Raw genomic sequence first — 25906 nt, 5'->3', positions numbered from 1 at the left:
CGCCCCTCTCGCGGAAGGCAACCCCATGGCACCACACCCCGAACCCGAGATCTGGTTCCTCACCGGCAGCCAAGGCATGTACGGCGAGGAGACGCTCCGGCAGGTCGCCGAGCAGTCCCGCCAGATCGCGGCCACGCTCGACGACTCGCCGCAGATTCCCGCCCGGGTGGTCTGGAAGCCCGTCCTGACCAACAGCGGCGAGATCCTGCGGGTCTGCCGGGAGGCCGCCGCCCAGGGCGCGATCGGGGTCATCGCGTGGATGCACACGTTCTCGCCGGCGAAGATGTGGATCGCCGGGCTGGACGCGTTGCAGACGCCGCTGCTGCACCTGCACACCCAGGCGAACGTCCTGCTGCCGTGGGACGACATCGACATGGACTTCATGAACCTGAACCAGGCCGCGCACGGCGACCGTGAGTTCGGGTACATCCAGACCCGCCTCGGTGTGGCCCGCAAGACGGTCGCCGGGCACGTCAGCGACCCGCGGGTGACCGCCCGGGTCGGCGCCTGGGCCCGCGCGGCGACCGGCTGGTCGGCGATGCGGTCGCTGCGCCTGGCCCGCTTCGGCGACAACATGCGCGACGTCGCGGTCACCGAGGGCGACAAGGTCGAGGCGGAGCTGCGCTTCGGGGTGTCGGTCAACACCTACGGCGTGAACGACCTGGTCGAGGTTGTCGGCGAGGTCGCCGACGCCGACGTGGACGAGCTGGTCAAGGAGTACGGCGACACCTACCGCGTGGGCGCCGAGCTGCTTCCCGGCGGTGAGCGGCACGACTCGCTGCGGTACGCGGCCCGCCTCGAGTTGGGTATGCGTGCCTTCCTGGAGGCCGGTGGGTTCCGGGCGTTCACCACGAACTTCGAGGACCTCGGCGGCCTGCGTCAGCTCCCCGGCATCGCCGTGCAGCGGCTGATGGCGGACGGCTACGGCTTCGGCGGCGAGGGCGACTGGAAGACCTCCGTCCTGGTGCACACCATCAAGGCGATGTCCGTGGGGGTCTCGGGCGGCACGTCGTTCATGGAGGACTACACCTACGACCTGACCCCGGGCCAGGAGTTGGTGCTCGGCGCGCACATGCTCGAGGTCTGTCCGACCATCGCGTCCGACGTGCCCAACGTCGAGATCCACCCGCTGAGCATCGGCGGCCGGGAGGATCCGGTGCGGCTCGTGTTCGACGCCGCGCCCGGTCCGGCGGTCGTGCTCGGGTTGGCCGACATGGGGGAGCGGTTCCGGTTGGTGGCGAACGAGATCGACGTCGTGCCGCCGCCCCAGCCGCTGCGCCGGCTGCCGGTGGCGCGCGCCGTCTGGCGACCGCGTCCCGACCTGCCGGTCTCCGCCGAGTCCTGGATCACCGCCGGCGCCCCGCACCACACGGTGCTCTCGCAGGCGGTGGGCGCCGAGGAGCTGCACGATCTGGCCGAGATGAGCCGGACCGAGCTGGTCGTGATCGACGCCGAGACCACGACGCGCCGCTTCGCCGACGAGATCCGCTGGAACCAGGCCTACTACCGGCTGGCGCGCGGCTTCTGACCTGCGCCGAAACCTCTGGTGAACCGGGTGGTCCACCCCTGCCTGCGGGCCGGGATGGACCACCCGTTCGGGTCTGCGTCCGACCTCTGCCGCGTGCGTTAGCAGGCCTGCGGGCCGCTTGTGTTACGCCTTGACTAAGAGCATGTTATCGCTCACAGTCTATAACCAAGGTGGTCGATGTCGTTGCCTGGTCCGGCCGTGCGCGCGTCCTAACCCCTCGTCGTCGGCATCGTGCTGCCGTGACGCCTGGGGTGTGCTGTTAGCGATCACATGGCCGGGCGTGGTCAGCTCGGTGCCCCGCCCGGTGCCGCGGACGCCGGCTTAGACCGCACAGTTCGCGTCAGCAGAGGAGGATCATGCTTTCCATCGGTCGGGTTCCCCGGGGTGCGCCACGCCGGCGCAACTGGCTGTCGAGATTGGCCGTCGCCGCGACGGCTCTGGTGGTCGGTGGCGCGGCCGTGGCGGTGGCCGCGGCGCCCGCGTCGGCGGCCACGGTCGACACGAGCGCGTGGTACGTCCTGGTGAACCGCAACAGTGGCAAGGCGTTGGACGTCTACAACCTGGCCACGAACGACGGTGCGCGGATCACGCAGTGGACGCGTAACAACGGCAACCAGCAGCAGTGGCAGTTCGTGGATTCCGGTAGTGGCTACTACCGGGTCAAGTCGCGGTTGTCGGGCAAGGTGCTGGACGTTTCCGGCCGTTCGACCGCCAACGGCGGGGCGATCGTGCAGTGGTCCGACAACAACGGCACCAACCAGCAGTTCCGGCTGGCCGACTCCGACGGCGGCTACGTGCGCCTGGTCAACCGCAACAGCAACAAGGTCATGGAGGTGCAGAGCGCCTCGACCGCCGACGGCGGCAACATCGTGCAGTACGACGACTGGAACGGCACCAACCAGCAGTGGCAGCTGGTGCGCGTCGACGGCGGGGGCAACCCCACCACGCCCCCGCCCACCACGCCGCCCCCCACCACTCCGCCACCGTCGAACGGCACGTTCTCGAACCCGGCCATCTGGCAGGACTTCGCCGACGTCGACATCATCCGGGTGGACAACGTCTACTACCTGACGTCGTCCACCATGCACTACTCGCCCGGCGCACCGGTCCTGCGCTCGTATGACCTGGTGAACTGGGAGTACGCCGGGCACGCCGTGCCCCGGCTCGACTTCGGCTCGAAGTACGACATGAGCGGCGGCAACGCGTACGTCGACGGGATCTGGGCCTCGACGTTGAACTACCGGCCGAGCAACCGCACGTACTACTGGGCCGGGTGCATCGACTTCGCGCAGACGCACATCTACACCGCGTCGGCCGTCGACGGCACCTGGAGCAAGCACACCACCATCCCCAACTGCTACTACGACGCGGGCATGCTGATCGACGACAACGACACCATGTACGTGGCGTACGGCAACACCACGATCAGCGTCGCCCAGCTGTCCGCCGACGGGAAGTCCCAGGTACGCGCCCAGCAGGTGTACCAGACCCCGTCGAGCATCGGCACCCTGGAGGGCGCCCGGTTCTACAAGCGCAACGGGGCCTACTACATCTGGCTCACCCGGCCCGCCAACGGCCAGTACGTGCTGAAGTCGACCAACGGCCCGTTCGGCCCGTACGAGCAGCGTCAGGTGCTGCTCAACCTGCCCGGTCCCATCTCGGGCGGCGGCGTGCCCCACCAGGGCGGTCTCGTGCAGACCCAGAACGGCGACTGGTACTACATGTCGTTCGTCGACGCGTACCCCGGTGGTCGGATGCCGGCCCTGGCGCCGATCACCTGGACCAGCGACGGCTGGCCGGTGCTGCAGACCGTCAACGGCGCCTGGGGCAGCTCCTACCCGAAGCCGAACCTGCCCACACCGCCGCGTGCGGTGAAGCCGCTGACGGGCACCGACACGTTCGCCGGCACCACGCTCGGCCCGCAGTGGGAGTGGAACCACAACCCGGACAACAGCCGGTGGTCGGTAAACAACGGGCTGAACCTGCAGACCGCCACGGTGACCGGCGACCTGTACGCGGCGCGCAACACGTTGACACACCGCATCCAGGGCCCCACCTCCACCGCCACCATCGAGCTGGACTATTCGACGATGCGCGACGGTGACCGCACCGGTCTGGCGGTGCTGCGCAACTCGTCCGCCTGGATCGGCATCAAGCGGGACAACGGATCCACCCGTCTGGTGATGCAGAACGGTCTGACGATGGACGGCAACTGGAACACCACCAGCACCGGCAGCGAGGCGGCGAGCACCGCCATCTCCGGTGGCCGGATCTGGTTGCGCGCCAACGCCGACATCAGACCGGGCTCGGGTCGACAGGCACGCTTCTCGTACAGCACGGACGGCGTCAACTTCACGTCGTTCGGCAACGCCCTGACGTTGGCGAACAACTGGCAGTTCTTCATGGGCTACCGGTTCGCCATCTTCAACCACGCGACCCAGGCGCTCGGTGGCTCGGTCGCCGTCCGCCGCTTCGACCTGACCACACCGTGACGCCGGTCACACAACGAGTGAGGTGACGGCGTCGCCCACCCCGCAGGTGGAGGGTCCGTGTCGTCGCAGCAGATCAGTCGCCGCCCTGTTCCACGCTCTGTCCAGGAGCGTGGAGCGGGGCGGCGGCCCGTTGCCGTCACCTCCGGCAAAGGGCTGCGGCGCGAACGTGCGGGCGGAACTCCGCCGCGACCTGGCACACGTCGTGTCGTTCGCGTTCAGCCGTGCCGTGTCCGGGGCGATCGCTGGCGTAGACTGTCGGCGATCCAGCGCTGGTCACCTGCGATTCAGCACCGGCGTGGTGGCTGAGCGAGGGGGATCGGGCCGGGCCGCTCCAGTCAACGTCGACGGGCCGCGGGTCGGGTTGAAGGCGGGGGGAGTGAAATGGCCGTCCACGGTCCCGCGATGACAGACGTCGCTCGTCTGGCCGGTGTCTCCCATCAGACGGTGTCGCGGGTGCTCAACGGGCACCCCAACGTGCGTGAGCAGACCCGGTTGCGGGTGCGGGCGGCGATCGCCGAACTCGGCTACCGCCCGAACGGCGCGGCGCGCGCCCTGGTGACCGGCCGGTCCCAGGTCATCGGCGTGGTGGCACAGAACACGACCCTCTACGGTCCGGCGTCGCTGCTGGCCGCCCTGGAGCAGACCGCTGCGGCGGAGGGCTTCGCCGTCAGCGTCGGCAGCGTGCGCGACCTGGACCACCGTTCCATCTCGGCCGCGGTCGAGCGGCACCTGGCGCACCGGGTCGCCGGCATCGTGGTCATCGCGCCCGTGGAGTCGGCCGGCGAGGCGTTGGAGCGGCTCCCCAAGGACGTTCCACTGGTGACGGTCGACGGTGACCCGCACCGTCCGGTGCCGTTGGTGACGGTCGACCAGGTGGCGGGCGCGCGGGCGGTGACCCAGCATCTCCTCGACGCCGGGCACCGCACGGTGTGGCACGTGTCGGGGCCGTCCGACTGGTTCGACAGCGCCGGTCGTATCGAGGGCTGGCGTGCGGCGCTGCTCGCCGCGGGGGTGGAGCCACCGCCGCTCATGCACGGGGACTGGTCGGCGGCGTCGGGCTACCGGTGCGGGCAGATGCTCGCCCGGATGCCGGAGGTGACCGCCATCTTCACGGCCAACGACCACCTCGCCCTGGGCGTGCTGCGGGCGCTGCACGAGTTCGGGCGCAAGGTGCCGACCGAGATCAGCGTCGTGGGTTTCGACGACGTGCCGGAGGCGGCGTACTTCATTCCGCCGTTGACCACCGTCCGACCGGATTTCGACGCGGTGGCGCGGGCGAGTCTGCAGATGTTGCTGACCCAGATCGAGTCGGGCAACGGCAATGGCGGCGGCGCCCTGCGCCAGACCATCGCGCCGACACTCGTCGCCCGTGACAGCGTCGCTCCGCCGCGCCGCTGAGCACGTCGATGCCTCGTGACCTGCGCCAGCCGATCAACTGTCGGGAGGGGTTGCGCGAGGTCGTGCGGTTGGGGAAGTCTCCGTTACGAGACCGTGACACCGGTATTTCGGATCAGGTGTTGACGTGCCCTATGTGAGCGCTAACACTACCCGAAAGATGACAGGTGGCCCCGGCGGTCGGCGGGGGGAATCGGGAGAGGAGACGGCCCGTGAGCAGGAAATTCCTGGTTGCTCTCGGTAGCGCGGCGTTGGCGTTGAGCCTGGCGGCGTGCAGTGGTGGAGGCGCCGGCAGCGGCGACAACACCAGCGACAAGAAGCCGGGGGACCTGACGATCGGCGTCGCGATGCCGACGCAGACCTCGGAGCGGTGGATCGCCGACGGTAACGCGGTGAAGTCGAAGCTGGAGTCCAAGGGTTACAAGGTCGACCTGCAGTACGCGGGCGACGACATCCCGACCCAGTCGCAGCAGGTCGACCAGATGATCACCCAGGGCGCGGACGTCCTGATCATCGCGGCCATCGACGGCACGGCGCTCAGCGGTCAGCTGCAGGCCGCCGCCGACGCGAAGATCCCGGTCATCTCGTACGACCGGCTCATCCGCGGCAGCAAGAACGTCGACTTCTACGTCAGCTTCGACAACTACAAGGTCGGCGTGGCGCAGGCCACCGCGCTCCTGGTCGGGCTCGGCCTGCAGAACAAGGACGGCTCGAAGGGCACGGCCAAGGGTCCGTTCAACATCGAGCTGTTCGCCGGCTCGCTGGACGACAACAACACGCAGTACTTCTTCGGCGGCGCGATGGACACCCTCAAGCCGTTCATGGACGCGGGCACGCTGAAGGTGAAGTCGAAGCAGACCACCAAGGAGCAGGTGGCCACCCTGCGTTGGCAGCAGGAGACCGCGCAGAAGCGCATGGAGGACCTGCTCACCTCCAGCTACAACGACGGCTCGGTCGTCAACGGGGTCCTCTCGCCGTACGACGGCATCTCCCGGGGCATCATCACCGCCCTGCAGAACGCCGGCTACAGCGCCACCGGCAACAAGAAGCTGCCCGTGGTGACCGGCCAGGACGCCGAGATCGCCTCGATCAAGCTGATCAACGACGGTGTGCAGAACTCGACCGTCTTCAAGGACACCCGCCTGCTGGCCGACCAGGCCGCGAACGCCGCCGAGGCGTTCCTGCAGGACAAGACGCCGCAGGCCAACGACACCGAGACGTACAACAACGGCGTCAAGGTTGTCCCGTCGTACCTGCTGCCGATCGCGACCGTCTACAAGGACGACATCAAGGCGACGCTGATCGACTCCGGCTACTGGACGGCGGAAGAGGTCGCCGCCGGTCAGGCCAAGAAGTAGGTCACCTCGTCGGGCTCGGCGGGCGACCGCCGGGCCCGACGCCGTGATCGAGCAACGTCCAGACCGACAGAGGACAGTGACCATGGACGACACCATCCTCGAGATGCGTCGTATCACGAAGACCTTCCCCGGAGTGACCGCGCTGGAGGACGTCAACCTCGCGGTACGTCGGGGAGAGATCCACGCCATCTGCGGCGAGAACGGCGCCGGCAAGTCCACCCTCATGAAGGTGCTCTCCGGCGTCCACCCATCCGGTTCGTACGACGGCGAGATCCTCTTCGACGGCAAGCCGATGCAGTTCCGGGGCATCCGGGACAGCGAGGCCAATGGCATCGTCATCATCCACCAGGAACTCGCCCTGGTGCCCTACCTGTCGATCGCCGAGAACCTCTTCCTGGGTAACGAGCGGCGGGGTCGTACCGGCCTGATCGACTGGAACAAGGCCAACGCCGAGGCGGCGGAGCTGCTGGCGTCCGTCGGGTTGCACGAGAACCCGGTGACCCCGGTCATCCAGCTCGGCGTCGGCAAGCAGCAACTCGTGGAGATCGCCAAGGCGCTGTCCAAGAAGGTGCGCCTGCTCATCCTGGACGAGCCGACGGCCGCCCTCAACGACGTCGACTCGGCGCACCTGCTCGGCCTGCTCCGGCAGCTCAAGGAGCGGGGCATCACCTGCATCATGATCTCGCACAAGCTCAACGAGATCACCGCGATCGCCGACTCGACCACCGTCATCCGGGACGGTCGTACGGTGGAGACCCTGGACATGCGCGCCGACGACGTCAACCAGCAGCGCATCATCCGGGGCATGGTCGGCCGCGACATCGAGAGCTTCTACCCCGACCGCGAATCGTCGCCCGGCGAGGAGGTGCTGCGGATCGAGGACTGGTCGGTGCGGCACCCGACCCAGGAGCGGATGGTCGTCGAGGACGTCAACCTGTCGGTGCGCGCCGGCGAGGTGGTCGGCATCGCGGGGCTGATGGGCGCCGGCCGGACCGAGTTGGCGATGAGCGTCTTCGGCCGCTCCTACGGCCGCGACATCAAGGGCAAGCTCTTCATGCACGGTCGGGAGGTCAACGCCCGCAACGTCGCGGAGGCCATCGACAACCGCATCGCGTACGTCACCGAGGACCGCAAGCGGTACGGCCTCAACCTCATCGACGACGTCCGGCGCAACGTCTCCGCCGCCGCCCTGGACCGGCTGGCCAAGTACGGCTGGGTGAACGGCAACGAGGAGATCAAGGTCGCCGAGTCGAGCCGGCGGGACATGAACATCAAGACGACGAGCGTGATGGCGGTCGTCGGCAAGCTCTCCGGCGGCAACCAGCAGAAGGTCGTGCTGTCGAAGTGGCTCTTCACCGACCCGGACGTGCTGATCCTGGACGAGCCGACGCGCGGGATCGACGTCGGGGCCAAGTTCGAGATCTACACGATCATCAACCGGCTGGTGGCCGCCGGCAAAGCGGTGATCGTCATCTCCAGCGAGCTGCCGGAGCTGCTCGGAATGTGTGACCGCATCTACACCCTCGCCGCGGGCCGGATCACCGGTGAGAAGCCGGTGAGCGAGGCAACCCAGGAGAGCCTCATGGAGCTGATGACAAAGGACAAGGAGCTCGTCGGATGACCAGCATCAAAACCCCTTCGACGGAGCGCCCGACACCGTCGGACACCGCGCCGGCCGCCGCTCTGCACACGGGGACGAGCGACCTGCGGGCCCTGGTGCTGAACAACCTCCGGCAGAGCGGGATCTACGTCGCCCTGGTCGTCATCCTGGCGCTCTTCGCGGTACTGACCGACGGGGTGTCACTGAGCCCCGGCAACATCACCAACATCGTCCTGCAGTACTCGTACATCCTGGTCCTCGCGATCGGCATGGTCATCCTGATCATCGGCGGGCACATCGACCTGTCGGTGGGTTCGGTGGTCGCGCTGACCGGCGCGGTGTCCGCAGTCCTCGTGATCCAGCAGGGCCACCCGTGGTGGTTGGGTGTCCTCGCGGCGCTGGCCGTCGGCATCGCGGTCGGCGCGTGGCACGGCTTCTGGGTGGCGTACGCCGGCATCCCGGCGTTCATCGTGACCCTGGCCGGCATGCTGCTGTTCCGGGGTCTCACCCTGCGGGTGCTCGACAACATCTCGCTGTCGCCGTTCCCGGCCGAGTACCAGAAGGTGGCGGCGGGCTTCCTCAACGGCCTGCTCGGCGGTAACGGCTTCGACGCCTTCACGCTGCTGATCGGCGCGATCGCCGTGGCCGGGTACGCGGTGAGCGGCTTCCGCACCCGCCTGGCGCGCATCCGCTACCAGCAGCCGGTCGAGTCGTTCCCGCTGTTCGTGGCCCGGGTCGTCCTGGTGGGCGCGGTCATCATGTACTTCGCCTGGCAGTTGGCGCACGCCCGGGGCCTGCCGATCGTGCTGATCATCCTGGCGGTGCTGGTGCTGGTCTACGGTCTGCTCACCCGGCGCACGGTCTTCGGCCGTCAGGTCTACGCGATCGGCGGCAACCTCTCGGCGGCGGCGCTGTCGGGCGTGAAGGTCCGCACCGTCAACTTCTGGATGTTCGTCAACATGGGCTTCCTCGCGGCCGTGGCGGGCGTCATCTACTCGTCGCGGTCCAACGGCGCGCAGCCCGCGGCCGGCAACATGTTCGAGCTGGACGCGATCGCGGCGGCCTTCATCGGCGGCGCGGCGGTCACCGGCGGCGTGGGCACCGTTGTCGGCGCGATGGTCGGTGGTCTGATCATGGCGGTGATGAGCAACGGCATGCAGCTCATGGGCGTCGACCAGTCGACGCAGTCGGTGGTGAAGGGGCTCGTCCTGCTCGTCGCCGTCGCGTTCGACGTCTACAACAAGCGCCGCGCGGCCGGCACCCGCTGACGCACTGACCGCACGTACGTGTGCCCCTGCCCGTCACGACGGGCAGGGGCACACGTCGCTCGGTCGCCGAACCCCGTCACAGACTGGGCTGTGAGCCCACGCGGTCAGGTCATCGCCGGCGCCGTGCACCCCGCCGTCTGGCACCATGCTGCTGGCTGGTCGTAGTTTCGTCGGCGATGGACTCGCCCGCCGGGCTGCCGATCGACTGGCTGTTCGCCTGCCCCGACCATTGGCCCTCGGGGTAGAACTGGACGCTCGGAAATGTGTCGGCCATGTGCTGCTGCCGGGCGTGATACGCCTGCCACGCCATCGCGTGCTCGCCGAAGCCCGCATCACTCAGGATGTTGATGGCCTCCTGTGCTACCTGCGCATTCCTCGCGGTGGTGGAGAAGTGTTGTGCGCCGTGCGGGTTGGAGTCCGTGTAGACCCCGCCGCTGAGTGTGTTCGCCAGCCTGTCGACTGTTTGGTCAGGTAGATCGTTCTGGGTGGGCGTCGTCTGCCAGCCCAGGTCGGACACCCCGCGCACATCGCGCTCGTTCGTGTACAGGAGGACATTGGCATCAGATGACATCAGGTGGACATCGTCGAGGCTCCGGATCGCCGCTTGGCGCGCCTGGTCGAAATCCGGATGCTGCACACCACGCGTTCTCGCCTCATCGATCGCCCCGGTGGCGATCCGGTTTATGCTCAGAAAAGTATTGATAGAGTTGATCGCATCCCTCGACTGCGCCGCTTGCAGGGTCACGATATTGTCGTTGTACGGTGAGTCGCCTTGGTGAGAGTTCCACCGCTCCCCAGCCATGTTGAGTAAGCGGACGGACGTCTCCATCGCAGAGGCCGCCCGCTCGATTCCTGCGACGCTCTCCCCCAACCTTGCCGCAGCGTCGTTCAATAGATCGTTGCTGAGGTCGGGGCGCTCCAGGATTTGCGTGGCGTCTTCCGGAAGGTGTCTGACGTTGTTGAACTCGGCAATGGCCTGCTGGCTGAGGTTTACGGCCATGGCCAGCTGCCGGGTCACGTCGATGTTCTCCCAGAGAGCGACCATTGTGTCTCGTGGGCTGACGTCGGGATTACGATTCCGGGTGTCGACGACACTTCCCTGCCCGTCGTACTGGAACCAGCTCTGGTTGTACTCTTCCCATGGTGCCGCCACTGGTAGACCTCCCGGATAGGTGTCCTGATCGGTACCGAGGTACTACGGGGTGGCCCGGCGACGGTTCAACCGGCTCTTGGACAACTTTGGGCCTGTTTGCCGCAGGTCACGGCATTGTCGGGCAGGCGCTGGTCACGGTGGTGCTGAGGTACGGAGAATCCCGCTGCGCCGCGAACGGCGCAGCGGGATCGCGACCGTCAGTGGCAGTTGCCGGTGCCGCTGTCGGCGTAGGTCTGGCCGGCGACCGGCACGAACTGCCAGTCGTAGCTGCCGGAGTGCAGGGTGAACTTCAGGACGCCCCACGCGGAGCTGTTGCGCGCCTCGCTGTTGGGCTGGATGGTGCCGAAGCCGTAGTGGTCCGCGCCGCCCATGCCGGCGACGAAGCTGCGCATTCCCCGACTGGCGTCGTAGCTCCCGGACGGGTTCATCGGGCCGAACCGCTCGTAGACGTGGTTGTGGCCCCACACCACGACGTCGGCGTTGTAGTCGTAGAGCGCCTGGTACAGCGGGCGCGTCGCCGTGGACGGCGAGTGGTCGGAGCTGGAGGTGAAGAGCGGGTGGTGCCAGTACGCGATCGTGCACGGCTTGCTGCTGGCCGCGAGGTCGGCACGCAGCCACTGCTCCTGGGCGGAGCCGGCCGACATGCTGATGTTCGAGTTCAGCGACACGACGTGCCAGTTGCCGAGGTCGTAGGAGTAGTAGCCCCGGCCGCTCGGGCCGGCGGTCGTACCGAAGTAGTTGTAGTAGCCGGTGGCGCCCGACGTGTTGTAGTCGTGGTTGCCCGGCGACGGGCGGGTGCGGCTCTTGTGCCGGCCCCAGGTGGGCTCGTAGTAGCTGGCGAACTGCGACGCGGTGCCGCTGTCGTAGACGTTGTCGCCGGTGGTGAAGACGGTGCCGGAGATGTTGTCGAGTAGCGCGGCGGTGGCCGTGTCGCCGGAGCCGGAGGTGGCGATGTCGCCGGCGCCAACGAGGACCGGGTCACCGGACGGCGGCGTCGTGGTCCCGGTCGTGACGACCAGTTGCGGGGCGTCGCCGCCACTCTCGCGGGTGTCGTAGTACGCGCCGTCGCCGCTGGCCGAGGTGGCGCCGAAGCTGTACGTGCCGTTGCCGGTGACCGCGGAGGTGACGTCGACCTCGTACCAGGTGTTGTCGGAGACCGCGCCGAGCGATCCGAGGGTGGCTCCGTCGATGGCCGGCTGGTTGCTCCAGGTGGTGCCGGTCTCCGACCAGGTGGTGCTGGACATCCTCCGGAACGTGCCGCCGGCGTCGCTGCCGTTGTTGCCGCTGATCGTGCGCAACCGCAACTTGGCGCTGGTGACCGTGCCGCTGACGCCGCTCACCGTGAAGCGCAGGAACATGCGCCGCGCGGGCGAGTTGTCGACCACGACCTGCGTGGACGTGCCGTAGTTGGTGGATGCCGTGTCGCTCTGGACGTAGGTGTCGGCGACCGGCGTGAACGTCACGCTCGCCGCGGAGGCCGTGCCCGAGCCGGTCAGGACGACGGCGGCGGTGGCGGCGACGAGCACCGCGACCGTACCGACCGTCACCGGTGGGCGGGCGATTCGAATGTCCATCCAGGACCCCTTCGTTGCGGGTGTTGAGCGCAAGGAACGTAGGAAGGTCGATGAACCGGCGCACTGCCGCCAGATGAACAGTACGCTCAGGCAGCGAAACATCTCGATGTTTGTCCGATGTTCACCCACCGCACGCCTGCCCGCAGCCCGTGCTCTCTTGTGGCCCTTCGCGCCGGATCGTCACGATGGCTGACCGTCGCCCACCGATGTCCAGGAGATGCGCGTGTACCTGTCGACCGTCTCCCGTCCGGTCTCCGACCCACCCGGGCCGCGCCGCCGCCGGCTCGCCCTGGTCAGCGGCAACGTGGTCGCGCTCGGCACGGTCAGCCTGATCACCGACGTCTCGGCCGAGATGGTGGCCGCCGTCCTGCCGCTCTACCTGGTGCTGGGCCTGCAACTCAGCCCGGTGGCCTTCGGTGTGCTCGACGGCGTCCACACCGGCGCGACCGCGCTGCTGCGGGTCGTCGGGGGCTTCGTCGCCGACCGGTTCCGGAGGCGCAAACTCGTCGCCGGTGTCGGTTACGCGCTCTCGGCGGTCGCCAAGCTCGGCCTGTTGCTCGCCGGCCGGTCGGTCCCCGCCATCGGCGCGGTCATCGCCGTCGACCGGCTCGGCAAGGGCGTGCGCAGCGCGCCCCGGGACGCGCTGATCACGCTCTCCAGCCCGCCCGAGGCGCTGGGTCGGGCGTTCGGGGTGCACCGGGCCATGGACAGCGTCGGCGCGTTCCTCGGGCCGCTCGCCGCGTTCGCCGTCCTGCTGGCCGTCGGGCAGTCGTACGACGCGGTCTTCGTCACCAGCTTCTGCGTCGCCGCCCTGGCGGTCGTCGTGCTCGTGCTGTTCGTCCGGGAGCGCCCGAGCGGCGAGCCCGCCGACGCGCCGGACGAGCCCCGGGTCTCCGTCGGCGAGGCGTGGGGCCTGCTGCGCAGCCGTCCGGCCCGCCGGCTGCTGCTGGCCGCGACGATGCTCGGCCTGGCCACCATCGGCGACGGCTTCGTCTACCTGGTGCTGCAACGCCGCGAGGACCTGGGCCTGCGGTGGTTCCCCCTGCTGGCGGTGGGCACCAGCCTCGCGTACCTGCTGCTCGCCGCCCCGCTCGGTGTCCTGGCCGACCGGGTCGGGAGGCTGCCGGTCGTGGTGGGCGGCTACGTCGCCCTCGGCGCGACCTACCTGCTGCTGGCCGGACCGTTGCACGGCTGGCCGGCGCTCGTGCTCACGCTGGCGCTCTACGGCGCGTTCTACGCCGCCACCGACGGCGTGCTCATCGCGCTCGCCGGACCGGTGCTGCCACCGCGGCTGCGGACCACCGGGATCGCGCTGGTCCAGACCGGACAGGCGCTCGCGTACCTCGTCTCCTCGGTCCTGTTCGGTCTGGCCTGGCAGGCCTGGGGGCCACGGACGGCGGTCCTCGCGGCGGCCGTGGCCGTCGCCGGCGTCCTGGTGGTCACCGTGCTCCTGCTGGCCTCCCCGTCCCGCCTGATCCCTCGGAAGGTGTCCTCGTGACCGCGATGTCGACCCGGGCCAAGCTCGGTGTGGTGGCCGCCTCGGCGGTGCTGTTGGCCAGCGGGGCGGTGGGCTACGCGGCCCTCGCCGCCGAGCCGCCCCGGACCCCGCCACCGGCCGCCGTCGGGGACCAGGCGGTCACGCTGACGCCGGGCCCGCGCCTGCTGGCCGTCACCGACCGGTACGTCTCCAGCGTCGCCACCGCCGACCCCGCCGGGCCGCGTACCGTCTCGGGTCTGGAATGCCTGCGGGTGTACGCGGCGGCCGGCACCGGTGTCTGCCTGCGGCCTGCGACCGCGTGGTCGTACCAGGTGGTGGTGCTCGACGCGGCGCTGAACCAGAAGCGGACGCTGAGCGTGCCGGGCCTGCCCAACCGGGCCCGGGTCTCGGCGTCGGGCCGGATGGTCTCCTGGACGACGTTCGTCGGGGGCGACTCCTACACGGCGAGCGGCTTCTCCACCCGCACCGGCATCCTCGACACGGTCACCGGGGCGACCGTTCCGTCGCTGGAGGGGTTCGCCGTCACGCGCGACGGCCGCGCCTACCGCAGCCCGGACGTCAACTACTGGGGCGTCACCTTCACCGCCGACGACAACCGGTTCTACGCGACCATGTCGACCGGCGGCAAGCGCTACCTGGTACGCGGCGACGTGGCCGCCCGGAGCGTGGAGACGCTGCGGGAGAACGTCGAGTGCCCGTCGCTGTCGCCCGACGGCACCCGGATCGCCTTCAAGCAGGCGATCGACGCCGACCCCGCGAAGGGCTGGCGGCTGAGCGTGCTCGACCTGGCCTCGGGGCGGATCACCGCGACGGCGGAGACCACCAGCGTGGACGACCAGGCGGCCTGGCTCGACGACGCGACGCTGGCCTACACGCTGCGCCAGAGTGACGGCCGGCCCGACGTGTTCGGCGTCCCCGCCGACGGCTCCGGCAGGCCGAAACTGCTGATCCCCAACGCCGAGTCGCCGTCGCCGCTGACCTGACGACCCGGCCGCGGGGCGCGACACCTGACGGCCTTGACGCGGCCAACGTCCCGTCATGTCGGCTTCCGCGCCACAGCCATCGCCGTTCATCGACGGCCCCGAAGGTATTGACCATGACAAGGCTCAGTCGTCGCATCTTCGTCCTCGGTGGACTCGCCGCCGCCGGCGCCGCGGTCACCCCCGCACAGGGTGCCAGCGCCGCGGCGCCGTACCCCTTCAAACTCGGTGTGGCCTCCGGTGATCCGGACCCCGACAGCGTGGTCCTGTGGACCCGCCTGGCGCCGTCGCCGCTCAACGCCGACGGGCAGGGCGGCATGGCCAACGCCGACGTGACGGTCGAGTGGCAGGTGTCCACCACGGATCGCTTCTCGTCGCTGGTCGCGTCCGGCTCGGTGGTCGCCCGGTACGCCGACGCCCACTCGGTGCACGTCGTCGCGGGTGGCCTGGCGGCCGACTCGGACTACTACTACCGCTTCCGGGCCCAGGGGCAGATCTCCCCGGTGGGGCGTACCCGGACGGCACCGGCGGCGGGCACGTTCGGCCGTGACCTGGTCATGGCGTTCGCCTCCTGCGCGCACTACGAAGCCGGCTACTACACGGCGTACCGGCGGATGGCCGAGGAGAACCCCGGGCTGATCCTGCACCTGGGCGATTACATCTACGAGGGCGGCGTCAACACCTCGGCGGTGCGCCAGCACGTCGGCGCGGAGATCGTGTCGCTGGCCGACTACCGCCGCCGGTACGCCCTCTACAAGTCCGACCCGGACCTGCAGGCGGCGCACGCGGCGGCGCCCTGGCTGGTGGTGCCGGACGACCACGAGGTGGAGAACAACTACGCGAACATGGTCCGCGCCGACAGCAGTCCCACGCTGACCGCCGCCCAGTGGACCGCTCGCCGTACCGCCGCGTACCGCGCCTACTACGAGAACATGCCGCTGCGACCGGCCTCCGCACCGAGCGGCAACAGCATCGGACTCTACCGCCGCGTACGGTGGGGGCAGCTCGCCACCTTCCACATGCTCGACACCCGGCAGTTCCGCGACGACCAGGCGTGCGGTGACGGTTGGAAGGTCTGCACGGACGCCGACCTGGCCTCCCGGTCGCTGACCGGCGCGACCCAGGAAGCGTGGCTGCTCGACGGGCTGGCCCAGCACTACGGCACCTGGGACATCCTCGGCCAGCAGGTGTTCTTCGCCCGCCAGTTCGAGGCGAGCGGGGCGGCGAACATGGACGCCTGGGACGGCTACCGGGCGTCGCGCAGCCGCATCCAGACCGGCTGGCAGCAGCGCGGCGTGCGCAACCCGCTCGTCCTCACCGGCGACGTGCACAAGTCGTGGGCCAACGAGCTGAAGGCCGACTACGCCAACCCGTCATCCGCCACGATCGGCACCGAGCTGGTCTGCACCTCGATCACCTCGACCGGCAACGGGACCGGCAGCACCACCATCCCGAACGCGACGACCAACCCGCACCTGAAGTTCTACTCCGACCGGCGCGGCTACGTCCGTACCACGATCAGCCGCAGCCAGGTCCGCGCGGACTTCCGCGCGGTGAACACGGTGACCGAGCACGGAGCGGCCGCGTCGACGGTGCGTTCGTTCGTCATCCTCGACGGCCAGCCCGGCCTGCAGGCCGGGTAGAAGGAGCACCCCGATGACCGCACTCACGACACTGCTCACCGCGTCCCTGCTGCTGCCGACCGCCGTGGCGCCCGCTCCGACCGCCATGACCGCCGACGCGGTCACCTGGACCACCGCCAACAGCGTCGCCACCGGCGACCAGGACCTGGCCGCCATCGCCATGAACCGTAACGGGCAGGTCGCGGTGGCCTGGGAGGACGACCGGGACAGCACGGCCCCCGAAGACGACACCCACAGCGAGATCTACCTGCGCCTGTTCCGCGACGGCACGCCCGGCTACGAGCTGAAGCTCTCGACCGGCGGCACCAGCGGGGCGACCTGGCGACACATCAGCCCCGACGTGGGGCTCGACGACCGGGGCAACGCCGTGGTCGTCTGGGCCGCCGACGGTGACGGCAACGGCGTCTACAACATCCAGTACCGGGTGGTGTCGCCGGCCGGCGCGATGCTCGGCTCCGGGCAGGCCAACGCCAGCGACGCCGGCCAGCAGATCTGGCCGAAGGTGGCCGTCGACCCGGACGGCGCGCCCACCAGCGCGGCCGTCGGCTTCACCGTCGTCTGGGAGGACGTACAGGGAACCGCTCCGGCCACCGTCAAGGCCGCCGGCTTCACCGGCCCCACCACCAAGGGGTACGAGGTGACGGCCTCGCAGACGACCGGCAGCCACCACCGCCCCGACGTGGCCGTGTCCGCCTCCGGCGAGGCGCTGGTGGTCTGGGACGAGGACGCCGACGCGAACGGGTCGTACAACATCGGTCTGACCCGGTTGGCCCGCGCGAACGGCGCGGTGGTGCTGTCCCGGCGGACGGCCAACGCGCAGAGCGGCGGGCAGCAGCGGCGGGCCTCGGTCGCGTCGACCTACTCCGGTGACTTCGCCGTCGGTTGGGAGTCGGACCACACCGGCACGAAGGGCGTCTGGGCCCGCTCGTTCAGCGCGTCCGGCGCGGCCCGCCACGACGAGGTCCCGGTGTCCACCGGGACCGGGGCGGTCGCCCCCGGCGTCGGCGTCGACGACGAGGACAACGTCGTGGTGGGCTGGACGGTGTCCGGCGCCAACCCGGACGTCTGGGCGCGCGGCCTCAACCCGGACGGCAGCACCACGGGTCGGCTGGCGGCGCAGGCGTTGAGCCAGACCACGACCGGTCGCCAGGAAGACCTGGCCATCGCCGCGTCCCCGTGGGGCGAGGTGAGCCTCTGCTACACCGACGACAACGACGGCAACGGCTTCGACCAGGTGCTCCTCGGTCTCGGGGCGACCAACTCGACCTGGCAGATGACCGCCGAGGAGTTGCGTCAGCGCAAGGCGCGGGCGGGCGTCCCGACCCACTGAGCCGGGCGCCGCGCCGGGCGTCATCCGCAGGAAGGTCGGGTTCGGTGAAGTCGCGGTGTCCCGCTACCGGGGACACCGCGACTTCACGAAACCGGGTGGATCACGCCGTGGCCGGTGTGCCGAAGAGCAGGTCCAGCTGGGCGTCCAGGGCGTCCAGCGCCTGCTCGGCGGTGTACTGCCCACCCAGCAGGTAGACGCCGAGCCCCTCCATCAGCGCCAGCAGGCCGGCCGCGGCGGCCACGTCGTTGGTGGGCAGGACGCTGGCGATGAAGGCGGTGAGCTGCGCGGTGCCCTCCCGCAGGCCGGTCGCGGCCGTCGGGCGCACCGCCGTGTAGGCGAGGAACGCGAGCGCCACCCGACCGTCGTCGCGGGTGTGCGCGTCGAGCGGCAGGAGCGCGGCGATGATCGTACGCAGCAGCAGCCGGGGGGCGGGGGCCTCGCCGAGCCGCGCCACCGCCTCGGTGACCCGGATCTGGCTGCGTTCGCGGACCACGCTCAACGCGAACGCCATCATCTCGTCCTTGGTGCGGAAGTAGTGCTGGACCATGCCGGCGGACACGCCCGCCTCGGTGGCGACGTGACGGAGGCTGACCGCCTCCAGGCCCTGATCCGCGGCGACCCGCATCAACGCGTCCGCGATGAGGGTGCGTCGCTGCTGGTGATCCACCTTCTTGGGCATGGCCTCGATCGTTTCACAGCGGGTGGCCGGGAGCCGCCGTCGCGCGGCGGTCGGTCTCCGGCGCGGGCGTGCCCCGGGCGCTGCGCAGCAGGCCGTCGGGGTCGTCGGCGTACAGTCGCAGCTCGTCCATCGGCGCGGACCGACCGCGGGGCAGGTCGAAGGTGGTCGGCCGACGCAGCAGTACGTCGATGCTCGTCTGGCTGCCGACCGAGACGTTCAAAATCTGGCGCGCACCCTCCTGCTCGACCTGGACCGTCCTGCTCGACGGCAGGGAGCGGTGACGCTTGCGCAGCGCGGCCACGTCCGACCACGGGATCCAGATGTCGATGCCGGAGCTGTTGCGTACCCGCAGCCCGGTGTTGGCGACGATGTGCGGGTGGATGGTCATGTTCGCCCAGAGGCCCACCATCCAGAGCAGACCCCAGATACCGAGGCCGAGCACGATCCAGCGGGCCGGCCGCCAGGGGACCACGTGGCTGACGATCAGGTCGAAGATCGGGACCTCGACGGCCGACAGGGCGATGAAGATCCCGAGGATCGGCTTGACCACGCCGAGGTAGCCGAACGGTTCGTCGCCCGGCCCGAGCGGCAGGGGACGGCGCCGCGCCCACAGGTAGAGGCTGCGCCACATCGCCGCCTCGGTCACGACCGCCCGGCGCAGCAGCGGCCCCACGGCCGCCCTGGTCGGCGTCCTCGTCTCGGTCATCGTCGTCCTCGGGGTCGGGTGGTCAGTGGACGGTCACGGCGCCCGCGCCACCGTCGACGGTGACGAGTTGACCCGTGGTGATCGTTCGGGTGGCATCCGGCACGCAGATGACGGCGGGTATGCCGTACTCCCGCGCCACCGTGGGACCGTGCGCCATGATCGCGCCCGTCTCGCTGACCAGGGCGGCGGCGGTGAGGAACAGCGGGGTCCAACCGGGGTCCGTGGTCGCGGTCACCAGGACCTCGCCGGGCTCGACGTGGGCGGTGGCCGGGTCGTGCACGACGCGGGCTGGGCCGGTGACCCGACCCGCGGACGCGCCCACGCCGACAAGCGTCCCGTCACCGGCTTGAGCCCGCGCCAGGACGGTCTCGACGTCGGTGCCGTCGGACAGCAGGGCCACCGGCACCGACCGGCGACGCAGCTCGCGGCGGTGCACGGCCCGCCGGGACGCGACGACGTCGCGCTTGTCGACACCCTGGTGTACGGCGACACGCACCTCGTCGAGGGTCAGGAACATGATGTCGTCGCGCTGGTCCAGCAGCCCGGCGTCGGTCAGGTCGGCTCCGATCAGCAGCAACTGTCGACGGGTCTCCCGCAGTGAATACAGCCCGGCGAACTTGCCGGCCTCGCGCAGGCCCGCCAGCGAGCGGGCGCGGCCCAGCAGGAAACCGGCGATCCGGCCGCGTACCGGTCGCTGTCGGCGGGCCCGCGCGACGAGGTCTCTCAGCGCCGCCTCCGCCGTCGTGGCGGCCCGGCGGAAGCGCTGGTCGGGGCCCTGCTCCGGGTCGGTGACCCGGAGGTAGTTGGCGAGCGCGGCGAAGACCGGCGTGGGGTCCTCGGCCCAGCGCGGCACCCCGAGGTCGACCTCGGCCGCACCGCGATGCCCGTACGCGTCCAGGAAGTCCGCCATGCCGATGTCGGGCAGCGCTCCGCGCAGGTGGCGGGCGGCCAACTCGTCCGGTGGTGTGTCGAGCAGCAGTCGCCGGTGCTCACCCACGCCCTGGGCGAGTCGCCACAGCGCCAGGTCCATCTCGATGGTGACGTTGTGTGGCATCCCGCCGAGCACGGCGTGGATCTCGTCCGGACCGGCGATGCCCTTGAGCAGCGGGGACGGCAGCGCCGTGGCGAGCATGCCGGCGACGATCGGCCACATGATGGCGTCGCTGTGATCCGTGTCGTCGCGCGCCTCGACGAAGCGCAGTCGCTCGGCCGTGGTCCGCAGGTCGTCGGGGGCCACCGAGCGGGCTCGGAGCTGATCGACCGCCTCGAACATCCGGATGCGTGCCGTGTCCGGGCGGGCCAGGGCACGCACGATTCCCACCGCCGCCCGGCCGGCGGTCCGTAGTGACGCCGCCTGCTGCGCCGCGCCGCGCCCGCCCCTGGTCGGGGCGAATCGCGGATCGGCCAGGACGTGCCGCATCACGGCCTGCGCCCGGGGGCCGAAGTCGACGGCCATCAGCTTGACCAGTCGTTTCCGGGACGATTTGCTCCGGGCCAGGTCGGTCAGGTCGCCGTAGAGGCGGCCGCCGATGTCGACGATCTCCACCCGGACGCCGAGAGCCGCGAGCATCGCGGTGATCTGTGCCCGCAGGGACGCCATGCCCATCGGGGTGACCGGTCGCAGCATGCCCTGGACGTGCCCGAACTCCAGATAGACGCGGGGGAGGGGCTTGCCGGTGGCGGCCGGCGGCAGGGGAAACAGGCTGGTGATCGGGCGCGACTGAAGCAGCCACAGCACGTCGTCGGCGTCGATCGCCCACTCGACGTCCTGGGGGGAGCCGAAGTGCCCGGCCAGCCGCTCGCCGGCCGCCCGCAGCCTCTCCAGTTGCGCGGACGTCAGGCACCCGGTGTCGTCGCGGGCGACGCCGTCGAGGACGTAGTGGTCCCCGGCGGTCGCGCCGTCCACCACGGCGGTGCCGAGTCCCGGCGCGGCGTCGACCACCATCTCGTTCCGCCGGCCGGTCAGCGGGTTGGCGGTGTGCAGGACCCCCGCCACGGCGGGCGTGACCATGCGTTGCACGACGACCGCCATCGCCAGCCCGTGCTGGTCGATCTCGTGGGCCTCGCGGTACGCGGTCGCGCGGTCACTGTGCAGGGAGTCCCAGCACTTCTCGACGGCGGCGATGAGTTCCGCCGCGCCGGTGACGCCCAGGACGGTCTCCTGCTGCCCGGCGAAGCTGGCGTGCGGAAGATCCTCGGCGGTGGCGCTGGAGCGTACGGCCACCGGGCCGGCCCCGAGCCGCTCGTACGCCAAGATGATCTCCGCCACCGGTACGACGCCGTGTCGGTGGGCCTCGGTGGTGACGCAGAACCCCTCGGGGACGCGTTCGCCGTGCCGGATCAGCGCGCCCAGCCCGGCTGCCTTCCCGCCGGCCAGGTCACTCATCTCGGCGGTCACCTCGGACAGCGGAAGCACGTACACGCCGACCCCCAGTTGCAATACGACTGCATTGCATCCACCGTAGCGCGTTGACGATGCAACTGCAACGCATCGCCGGTGGCCGAGGATTGCCGACTTCTGCCATGCTCGGGCCGGTGACGACCGGCCGCCCCACCAGAGTCCGCACCCATCGCCGCCCCCGCCGGCGAATCCTCGTCATCCTGCTCGCGCTCGTCGCGGCGGCGGCCGTCGCCGGCGTCGCCGTGGTGGTCGTGCCGATGCTGCGATCGGTCGGTCCACGCCCGCTCTTCCAGATGCCCGTGACCTGCGGGGAGACGTGGCAGCTCAGCACCTACCCCGGCCACGACGACTACGACGTCGACTTCTTCCCCATCGAGGGCGAGTCGTGGGGGCGTCCCGTCCTCGCCTCCTACGGCGGCACCGTCACGGTGGCCGGCATCAACGGCTCGCTGGGTGGTCGTACGCCGGAGAACCCGGAAGGTCCGCGCGGACGCGGCGGTGGCTACTGGGTGAAGATCGACCACGGCGGAAAGTGGGAGACGCAGTACCTGCACCTGCTCGAACCGCCGCTGGTCACGGTCGGTCAGAAGGTCGCCCAGGGCGAGCAGATCGGCCGACTCGGTAGCACCGGCAACTCGGGCGCTCCGCACCTGCACTTCGAGCAGCGCCGAGGTTGGGACAAGGTGGAGACCCACTTCGACGGCACGCCGTCGGGCATCACGACCGACGACCGCGAACAGATCCTCCGTCGGGTGAGCAACAACTGTCCGGCCGTCTCCTGAGGACGGCGGTTTGCCCACCCCCGCTCGGGGCACTGAAGAGGCGACCGCGTAGACGCAGGGGAGGAGCTGGCGATGACCAAGGGCGATGTCGACACCTACCAGGAGAACGGGCAGTGGAAGAACCGCCCGGAGGGCAACGACCGGGCCAGCAGCACGCATGACACCAAGGCCGACGCGCAGGAACAGGGCCGCGAGATGGCGGCCGACCGGGGCGTCGAGCACGTGATCAAGAAGCAGGACGGCACGATCGGGGAGAAGAACACCTACCCGCGCAGCCGCGACCCCCGCGACATCGCGGGCTGATCACCTACCTGTCTGCGGGCCGGCTCTCTCGGTGTGACCGGGAGAGCCGGCCCGTCTTGTGCGGGTTCCGCCGATTCCGAGTACCCGGAGCGAATGGGGACTTTGGGAGCTAAAGTCCCTTTTGGGACTGGAGTGGCGGCGGGGGTGAGCATGGCGTTTCGGAGGCGGCGGTCTCGTCCGACAAGCACCCTGGCGCTGGTGGTCGTCGTGACCCTGGGAGCCCTGACGCTCACGCCGCTACCGGCGTCGGCGGTCGGGTCCGTCCTGTTCGACCAGCCCTTTCACAACAACACCGCGAACGGCATCGGCCCGGTGGTGCTGCCGGGCGTGCCCGCGGCCGGCGCGACCAACGCCGCCTGTCTGAGCGCGGCCGGCAACTCCACCACGGGTCCGCTGCTGAGCTGCACCACCTCCACCGACCCGCAGGGCGCGGGCAAGCTGCGCCTCACCCCCGCCACCGTCAACCGCCAGGGCGGGGTGTTCGGCGCGGTCAGCGTGCCCACCTCGCAGGGTCTGCACCTCACCTTCAACACCTACCAGTACGGCGGCTCCAACCCGGGCGCGGACGGGCTCGCCTTCGCGCTGGCGGCGGTCGACCCCGCCAACCCGAGGTCACCGTCGACCCTCGGTCAGACGGGCGGTTCGCTGGGCTACTCGGCGGCGTTCAACGGCGTGTCGGCCGGCCTGTCCAACGGCTACCTGGGCATCGGGCTGGACGTCTTCGGCAACTTCAGCAGCAGCACCTACCAGGGCACCGGCTGCACCAACCCGCCCTACATCTCGACCACCGGCGGGAAGGTCCCCGGGCAGGTCGTGGTCCGTGGCCCGGGCCGCAACGGCGTCGGCTACTGCGCGATCAACAGCACCGCCGACAGCACCTCGGCTCCCGCCCTGACGCTGCGGGCCAGTACCCGGGCGGCGTCCGTGGTGCCGGTCGAGGTCGTCGTCAACACCACCGCCTCCCCGTACACCACGGACACCGGGATCACCACCCCCGCCGGGCAGTACCGGATCCGCTTCACCCCGGTCGGCGGTTCGGCGCGGACGCTTCAGGGCGCGCTCCCGGTCGTGCCATCGAACCTGTACCCGTCGCCGACCTGGCTGAACGCCGACGGCTACCCCCGGCAACTCGCCTTCGGGTGGGTGGGCTCGACCGGATCGGTCACCGACTTCCACGAGATCGACGAGGCCCGGGCGGTCAGCTTCAACCAGGTGCCGGACCTCAACGTGTCACAGACCAGCGCGGTCGGCCCCAGCCCGCAGCCCGGTGACCCCGTCACCTACTCGATCACCGCGGGGGTCGACGCCGGCGCCACCGAGACGTCGCCGATCTCCGTCACGCAGACCGTTCCGGCCGGCGTCACGCCGCGCGGCGCGTTCGGCACCGGGTGGGTCTGCGGCGCACCATCGGGCCAGACCATCACCTGCACCAACAGCAACGGCCCGTTCCCCGGCGGCACCTCCCTGCCACCGATCACGGTGGTCGCTACCGTCACCGCGGCCGGGGTGACGCCGGCCCTGATCCAGACGGCCACGGTGGCGACCTCGTCGTCGATCGACGCGAACCCGGGCTACTCCAGCATCGCCACCGGCATCGCACCAGCCACCGCCCCCTCCGCCGTGACCGTCAACCCGGCGCAGAGCTCGATCGCCGGGGGCATCGCCGTCACCGTCGGCGGAAGCAACCTCACCGGAGCGACCGCGATCACCATCGGTACGACCGCCGAACAGCAGGCCGGCACGTCGGTGCTCCTGCTGCCGTGCACCTCCGGTCCGGCGGCCGGCTGCTTCACCGTCAACCCCGACGGCACCCTCGGCATCTCCTCGATGCCCGCCCGGTCCAGCGCGGCCACCGTCACGGTCAGCGTCGTCACCCGAGGCGCCGCCGGGTCGGCGAACTACGTCTACGCCTCGGCGCCCGCCACGCCGGCCACGCCCACCGCCGTCGCGGGTGCCACCAGCGCCACCGTGAGCTGGACCGCGCCGGCGAGCAACGGCAGCCCGATCACGGCGTACCTCGTCACCCCGATCCGGGACGGCGTCACCCAACCGACCCTCTCGTTCGACGCCTCCACCACAAGCCGCACACTGACCGGGCTGGCCGCCGGCTCCTCGTACGCCTTCCGGGTCGCTGCGGTGAACGCGTACGGCACCAGCGCGGCCAGCCCGGCCTCGGCGGCGGTGGTGCCGTACACACTGCCGGGCGCTCCGACGATCACCTCGGTCACCGGAGGGACCACCGCCGCCAGGCTGAGCTGGACGACCCCGGCCAACGGCAGTTCGCCCATCACCGGCTACACGGTGACGCCCTACCTCAACGGGGTGGCGCAGGCCCCCCAGACCTTCAGCGGGACCGCCACGACCCAGGTCGTCACCGGGCTGACCGGCGGCGCCACCTACACCTTCCGGGTGGCCGCGATCAACGCGGCCGGTACCGGCCCCCAGTCGGCCCCGTCCGCCTCGGTGACGGTCAACCCGCCGCCGACGCTGAGCTTCGCACCGCCACCACCGGGCAAGGCGTACGTGCCGTACCAGTACCAGCTCACCGTGACCGGGGGCACGAGTCCCTTCGTCTGGTCGGTCAGCTCCGGAAGCCTGCCCGCCGGCCTGAGCCTCGACCCGGTCACCGGCCTGCTCGCCGGCACACCGACGGCGTCCGGCACGTTCCCGTTCACCGTGCGGGTGACCGACTCGTTCAACCAGTCCGACACGAGGGCGGTGGAACTGGTCATCAGTCCGCTTGGCGGGCTCTCCATCAGCGTCCCGACGATCTCCTCACTCGGCTCCGTCACCTCGGATGCGACAGGTGTCTCGGGTCAACTCGGCCCGGTCGCGGTCACCGATGACCGTGGCCCCTTCTCCGGACGGTGGGTCAGCGTCGTCTCGACCACGAACTTCACCACCGGTTCCGGCACGCCGGGCCAGACCATTCCGAACAGCAACATCACGTACGCCTCCGGGCCGGCCCTGCTCACCACCGGCGACGGGACGTTTCTCCCGCAGCCCGGCGCGGTACTGGACACGCCGCAGACGGCCGCCGGCTGGTCCGGCCAGACCGGCGGTGCGAACTCCGTCACCTGGAATCCGACGCTCGTGGTGCGGCTCCCGGACGGGCTGGTGGTCGGCGACTACGTGGCCGTCGTGACGCACTCGGTCATCTAGCACGGCGGGGATCGCGGTGCCTCGCCTGATCGGCGGGCTCTTGCGGTGAAGCGG

At 70.3% G+C, this 25906-nt stretch carries 18 protein-coding genes; 13 read left to right on the top strand and 5 right to left on the bottom strand.

Annotation, left to right across the window (positions count from 1 at the left end; all coding sequences use genetic code 11):
• Positions 1–25: 25 nt before the first annotated feature.
• The 6 genes from araA to mmsB all read left to right on the top strand — a co-directional run bounded on the left by araA (position 26) and on the right by mmsB (position 9641).
• A complete protein-coding gene (gene araA, locus ABZ272_RS14635; RefSeq protein ID WP_355050438.1) occupies positions 26–1528 on the top strand; it encodes an L-arabinose isomerase in 1503 nt (500 codons plus the stop codon).
• Between the two features lie 356 nt (positions 1529–1884).
• Positions 1885–4020, top strand: a complete 2136-nt coding sequence (locus ABZ272_RS14630; protein ID WP_355050437.1) for an RICIN domain-containing protein — start codon at positions 1885–1887, stop codon at positions 4018–4020.
• A gap of 402 nt (positions 4021–4422) precedes the next feature.
• Entirely contained in the window at positions 4423–5418 is a 996-nt protein-coding gene (locus tag ABZ272_RS14625) for a LacI family DNA-binding transcriptional regulator (RefSeq protein ID WP_355050436.1), read from the top strand.
• 209 nt (positions 5419–5627) lie between these two features.
• Complete coding sequence (gene chvE / locus ABZ272_RS14620; protein ID WP_355050435.1) at positions 5628–6773, top strand: multiple monosaccharide ABC transporter substrate-binding protein; 1146 nt, start codon at positions 5628–5630, stop codon at positions 6771–6773.
• Positions 6774–6855: 82 nt separating this feature from the next.
• Entirely contained in the window at positions 6856–8394 is a 1539-nt protein-coding gene (gene mmsA / locus ABZ272_RS14615; protein ID WP_355050434.1) for a multiple monosaccharide ABC transporter ATP-binding protein, read from the top strand.
• Complete coding sequence (mmsB, locus tag ABZ272_RS14610) at positions 8391–9641, top strand: multiple monosaccharide ABC transporter permease (protein ID WP_355050433.1); 1251 nt, start codon at positions 8391–8393, stop codon at positions 9639–9641. The genes mmsA and mmsB overlap by 4 nt, the downstream gene beginning before the upstream one ends.
• A 109-nt stretch (positions 9642–9750) precedes the next feature.
• Here mmsB and ABZ272_RS14605 read toward each other — a convergent pair whose 3' ends face one another.
• Together ABZ272_RS14605 and ABZ272_RS14600 are read right to left on the bottom strand one after the other, a co-directional pair.
• The gene (locus tag ABZ272_RS14605) at positions 9751–10794 is read right to left on the bottom strand and encodes a hypothetical protein (protein WP_355050432.1); all 1044 of its coding nucleotides are present in this window, start codon (positions 10792–10794) and stop codon (positions 9751–9753) included.
• Between the two features lie 197 nt (positions 10795–10991).
• Entirely contained in the window at positions 10992–12368 is a 1377-nt protein-coding gene (locus ABZ272_RS14600; RefSeq protein WP_355050431.1) for a DNRLRE domain-containing protein, read from the bottom strand.
• A gap of 223 nt (positions 12369–12591) precedes the next feature.
• Between ABZ272_RS14600 and ABZ272_RS14595 the strand changes: the two genes are divergently transcribed.
• The 4 genes from ABZ272_RS14595 (at position 12592) to ABZ272_RS14580 (ending at position 17819) form a co-directional block, all read left to right on the top strand.
• The gene (locus ABZ272_RS14595) at positions 12592–13866 is read left to right on the top strand and encodes an MFS transporter (protein ID WP_355050430.1); all 1275 of its coding nucleotides are present in this window, start codon (positions 12592–12594) and stop codon (positions 13864–13866) included.
• A gap of 5 nt (positions 13867–13871) precedes the next feature.
• Positions 13872–14849 carry a hypothetical protein gene (locus ABZ272_RS14590; protein ID WP_355050505.1) on the top strand — a complete coding sequence of 326 codons (978 nt, stop codon included), beginning with the start codon at positions 13872–13874 and terminating at the stop codon, positions 14847–14849.
• A 113-nt stretch (positions 14850–14962) separates the two neighbouring features.
• On the top strand, positions 14963–16489 hold the full coding sequence (locus ABZ272_RS14585) for an alkaline phosphatase D family protein (protein WP_355050429.1): 1527 nt from the start codon (positions 14963–14965) through the stop codon (positions 16487–16489).
• Between the two features lie 13 nt (positions 16490–16502).
• Positions 16503–17819, top strand: a complete 1317-nt coding sequence (locus ABZ272_RS14580; protein ID WP_355050428.1) for a hypothetical protein — start codon at positions 16503–16505, stop codon at positions 17817–17819.
• Between the two features lie 100 nt (positions 17820–17919).
• On the opposite strand, the gene ABZ272_RS14575 is transcribed toward ABZ272_RS14580, so the two are convergent.
• The 3 genes from ABZ272_RS14575 to ABZ272_RS14565 are packed head-to-tail and all read right to left on the bottom strand — an operon-like array spanning position 17920 to position 21626.
• On the bottom strand, positions 17920–18498 hold the full coding sequence (locus tag ABZ272_RS14575; protein WP_355050427.1) for a TetR family transcriptional regulator: 579 nt from the start codon (positions 18496–18498) through the stop codon (positions 17920–17922).
• A gap of 13 nt (positions 18499–18511) precedes the next feature.
• A complete protein-coding gene (locus ABZ272_RS14570) occupies positions 18512–19204 on the bottom strand; it encodes a hypothetical protein (RefSeq protein WP_355050426.1) in 693 nt (230 codons plus the stop codon).
• Positions 19205–19226: 22 nt separating this feature from the next.
• Positions 19227–21626, bottom strand: coding sequence for a PEP/pyruvate-binding domain-containing protein (locus ABZ272_RS14565; protein ID WP_355050425.1), 2400 nt, complete (start codon positions 21624–21626; stop codon positions 19227–19229).
• Between the two features lie 101 nt (positions 21627–21727).
• Here ABZ272_RS14565 and ABZ272_RS14560 point away from each other — a divergent pair, with 101 nt between their 5' ends.
• The 3 genes from ABZ272_RS14560 (at position 21728) to ABZ272_RS14550 (ending at position 25852) form a co-directional block, all read left to right on the top strand.
• Positions 21728–22387: a M23 family metallopeptidase gene (locus ABZ272_RS14560; protein ID WP_355050504.1), complete on the top strand. Its 660-nt coding sequence runs from the start codon at positions 21728–21730 to the stop codon at positions 22385–22387.
• A 72-nt stretch (positions 22388–22459) separates the two neighbouring features.
• Positions 22460–22690 carry a DUF2188 domain-containing protein gene (locus ABZ272_RS14555; protein WP_355050424.1) on the top strand — a complete coding sequence of 77 codons (231 nt, stop codon included), beginning with the start codon at positions 22460–22462 and terminating at the stop codon, positions 22688–22690.
• Positions 22691–22888: 198 nt separating this feature from the next.
• Positions 22889–25852, top strand: a complete 2964-nt coding sequence (locus ABZ272_RS14550; protein ID WP_355050423.1) for a fibronectin type III domain-containing protein — start codon at positions 22889–22891, stop codon at positions 25850–25852.
• Positions 25853–25906 lie beyond the last annotated feature (54 nt).

It is taken from the genome of Micromonospora sp. NPDC005979 (assembly GCF_040614415.1).
Classification (GTDB): domain Bacteria; phylum Actinomycetota; class Actinomycetes; order Mycobacteriales; family Micromonosporaceae; genus Micromonospora.
This window is presented reverse-complemented; position numbering and strand designations above follow the sequence as displayed.

Coding starts and splice junctions, on each gene's coding strand:
- araA (WP_355050438.1), top strand. CDS start 26: ATGGCACCACACCCCGAACCCGAGATCTGGTTCCTCACCGGCAGCCAA.
- ABZ272_RS14630 (WP_355050437.1), top strand. CDS start 1,885: ATGCTTTCCATCGGTCGGGTTCCCCGGGGTGCGCCACGCCGGCGCAAC.
- ABZ272_RS14625 (WP_355050436.1), top strand. CDS start 4,423: ATGACAGACGTCGCTCGTCTGGCCGGTGTCTCCCATCAGACGGTGTCG.
- mmsA (WP_355050434.1), top strand. CDS start 6,856: ATGGACGACACCATCCTCGAGATGCGTCGTATCACGAAGACCTTCCCC.
- mmsB (WP_355050433.1), top strand. CDS start 8,391: ATGACCAGCATCAAAACCCCTTCGACGGAGCGCCCGACACCGTCGGAC.
- ABZ272_RS14600 (WP_355050431.1), bottom strand. CDS start 12,368: ATGGACATTCGAATCGCCCGCCCACCGGTGACGGTCGGTACGGTCGCG.
- ABZ272_RS14590 (WP_355050505.1), top strand. CDS start 13,872: ATGTCGACCCGGGCCAAGCTCGGTGTGGTGGCCGCCTCGGCGGTGCTG.
- ABZ272_RS14585 (WP_355050429.1), top strand. CDS start 14,963: ATGACAAGGCTCAGTCGTCGCATCTTCGTCCTCGGTGGACTCGCCGCC.
- ABZ272_RS14580 (WP_355050428.1), top strand. CDS start 16,503: ATGACCGCACTCACGACACTGCTCACCGCGTCCCTGCTGCTGCCGACC.
- ABZ272_RS14575 (WP_355050427.1), bottom strand. CDS start 18,498: ATGCCCAAGAAGGTGGATCACCAGCAGCGACGCACCCTCATCGCGGAC.
- ABZ272_RS14570 (WP_355050426.1), bottom strand. CDS start 19,204: ATGACCGAGACGAGGACGCCGACCAGGGCGGCCGTGGGGCCGCTGCTG.
- ABZ272_RS14560 (WP_355050504.1), top strand. CDS start 21,728: ATGCTCGGGCCGGTGACGACCGGCCGCCCCACCAGAGTCCGCACCCAT.
- ABZ272_RS14555 (WP_355050424.1), top strand. CDS start 22,460: ATGACCAAGGGCGATGTCGACACCTACCAGGAGAACGGGCAGTGGAAG.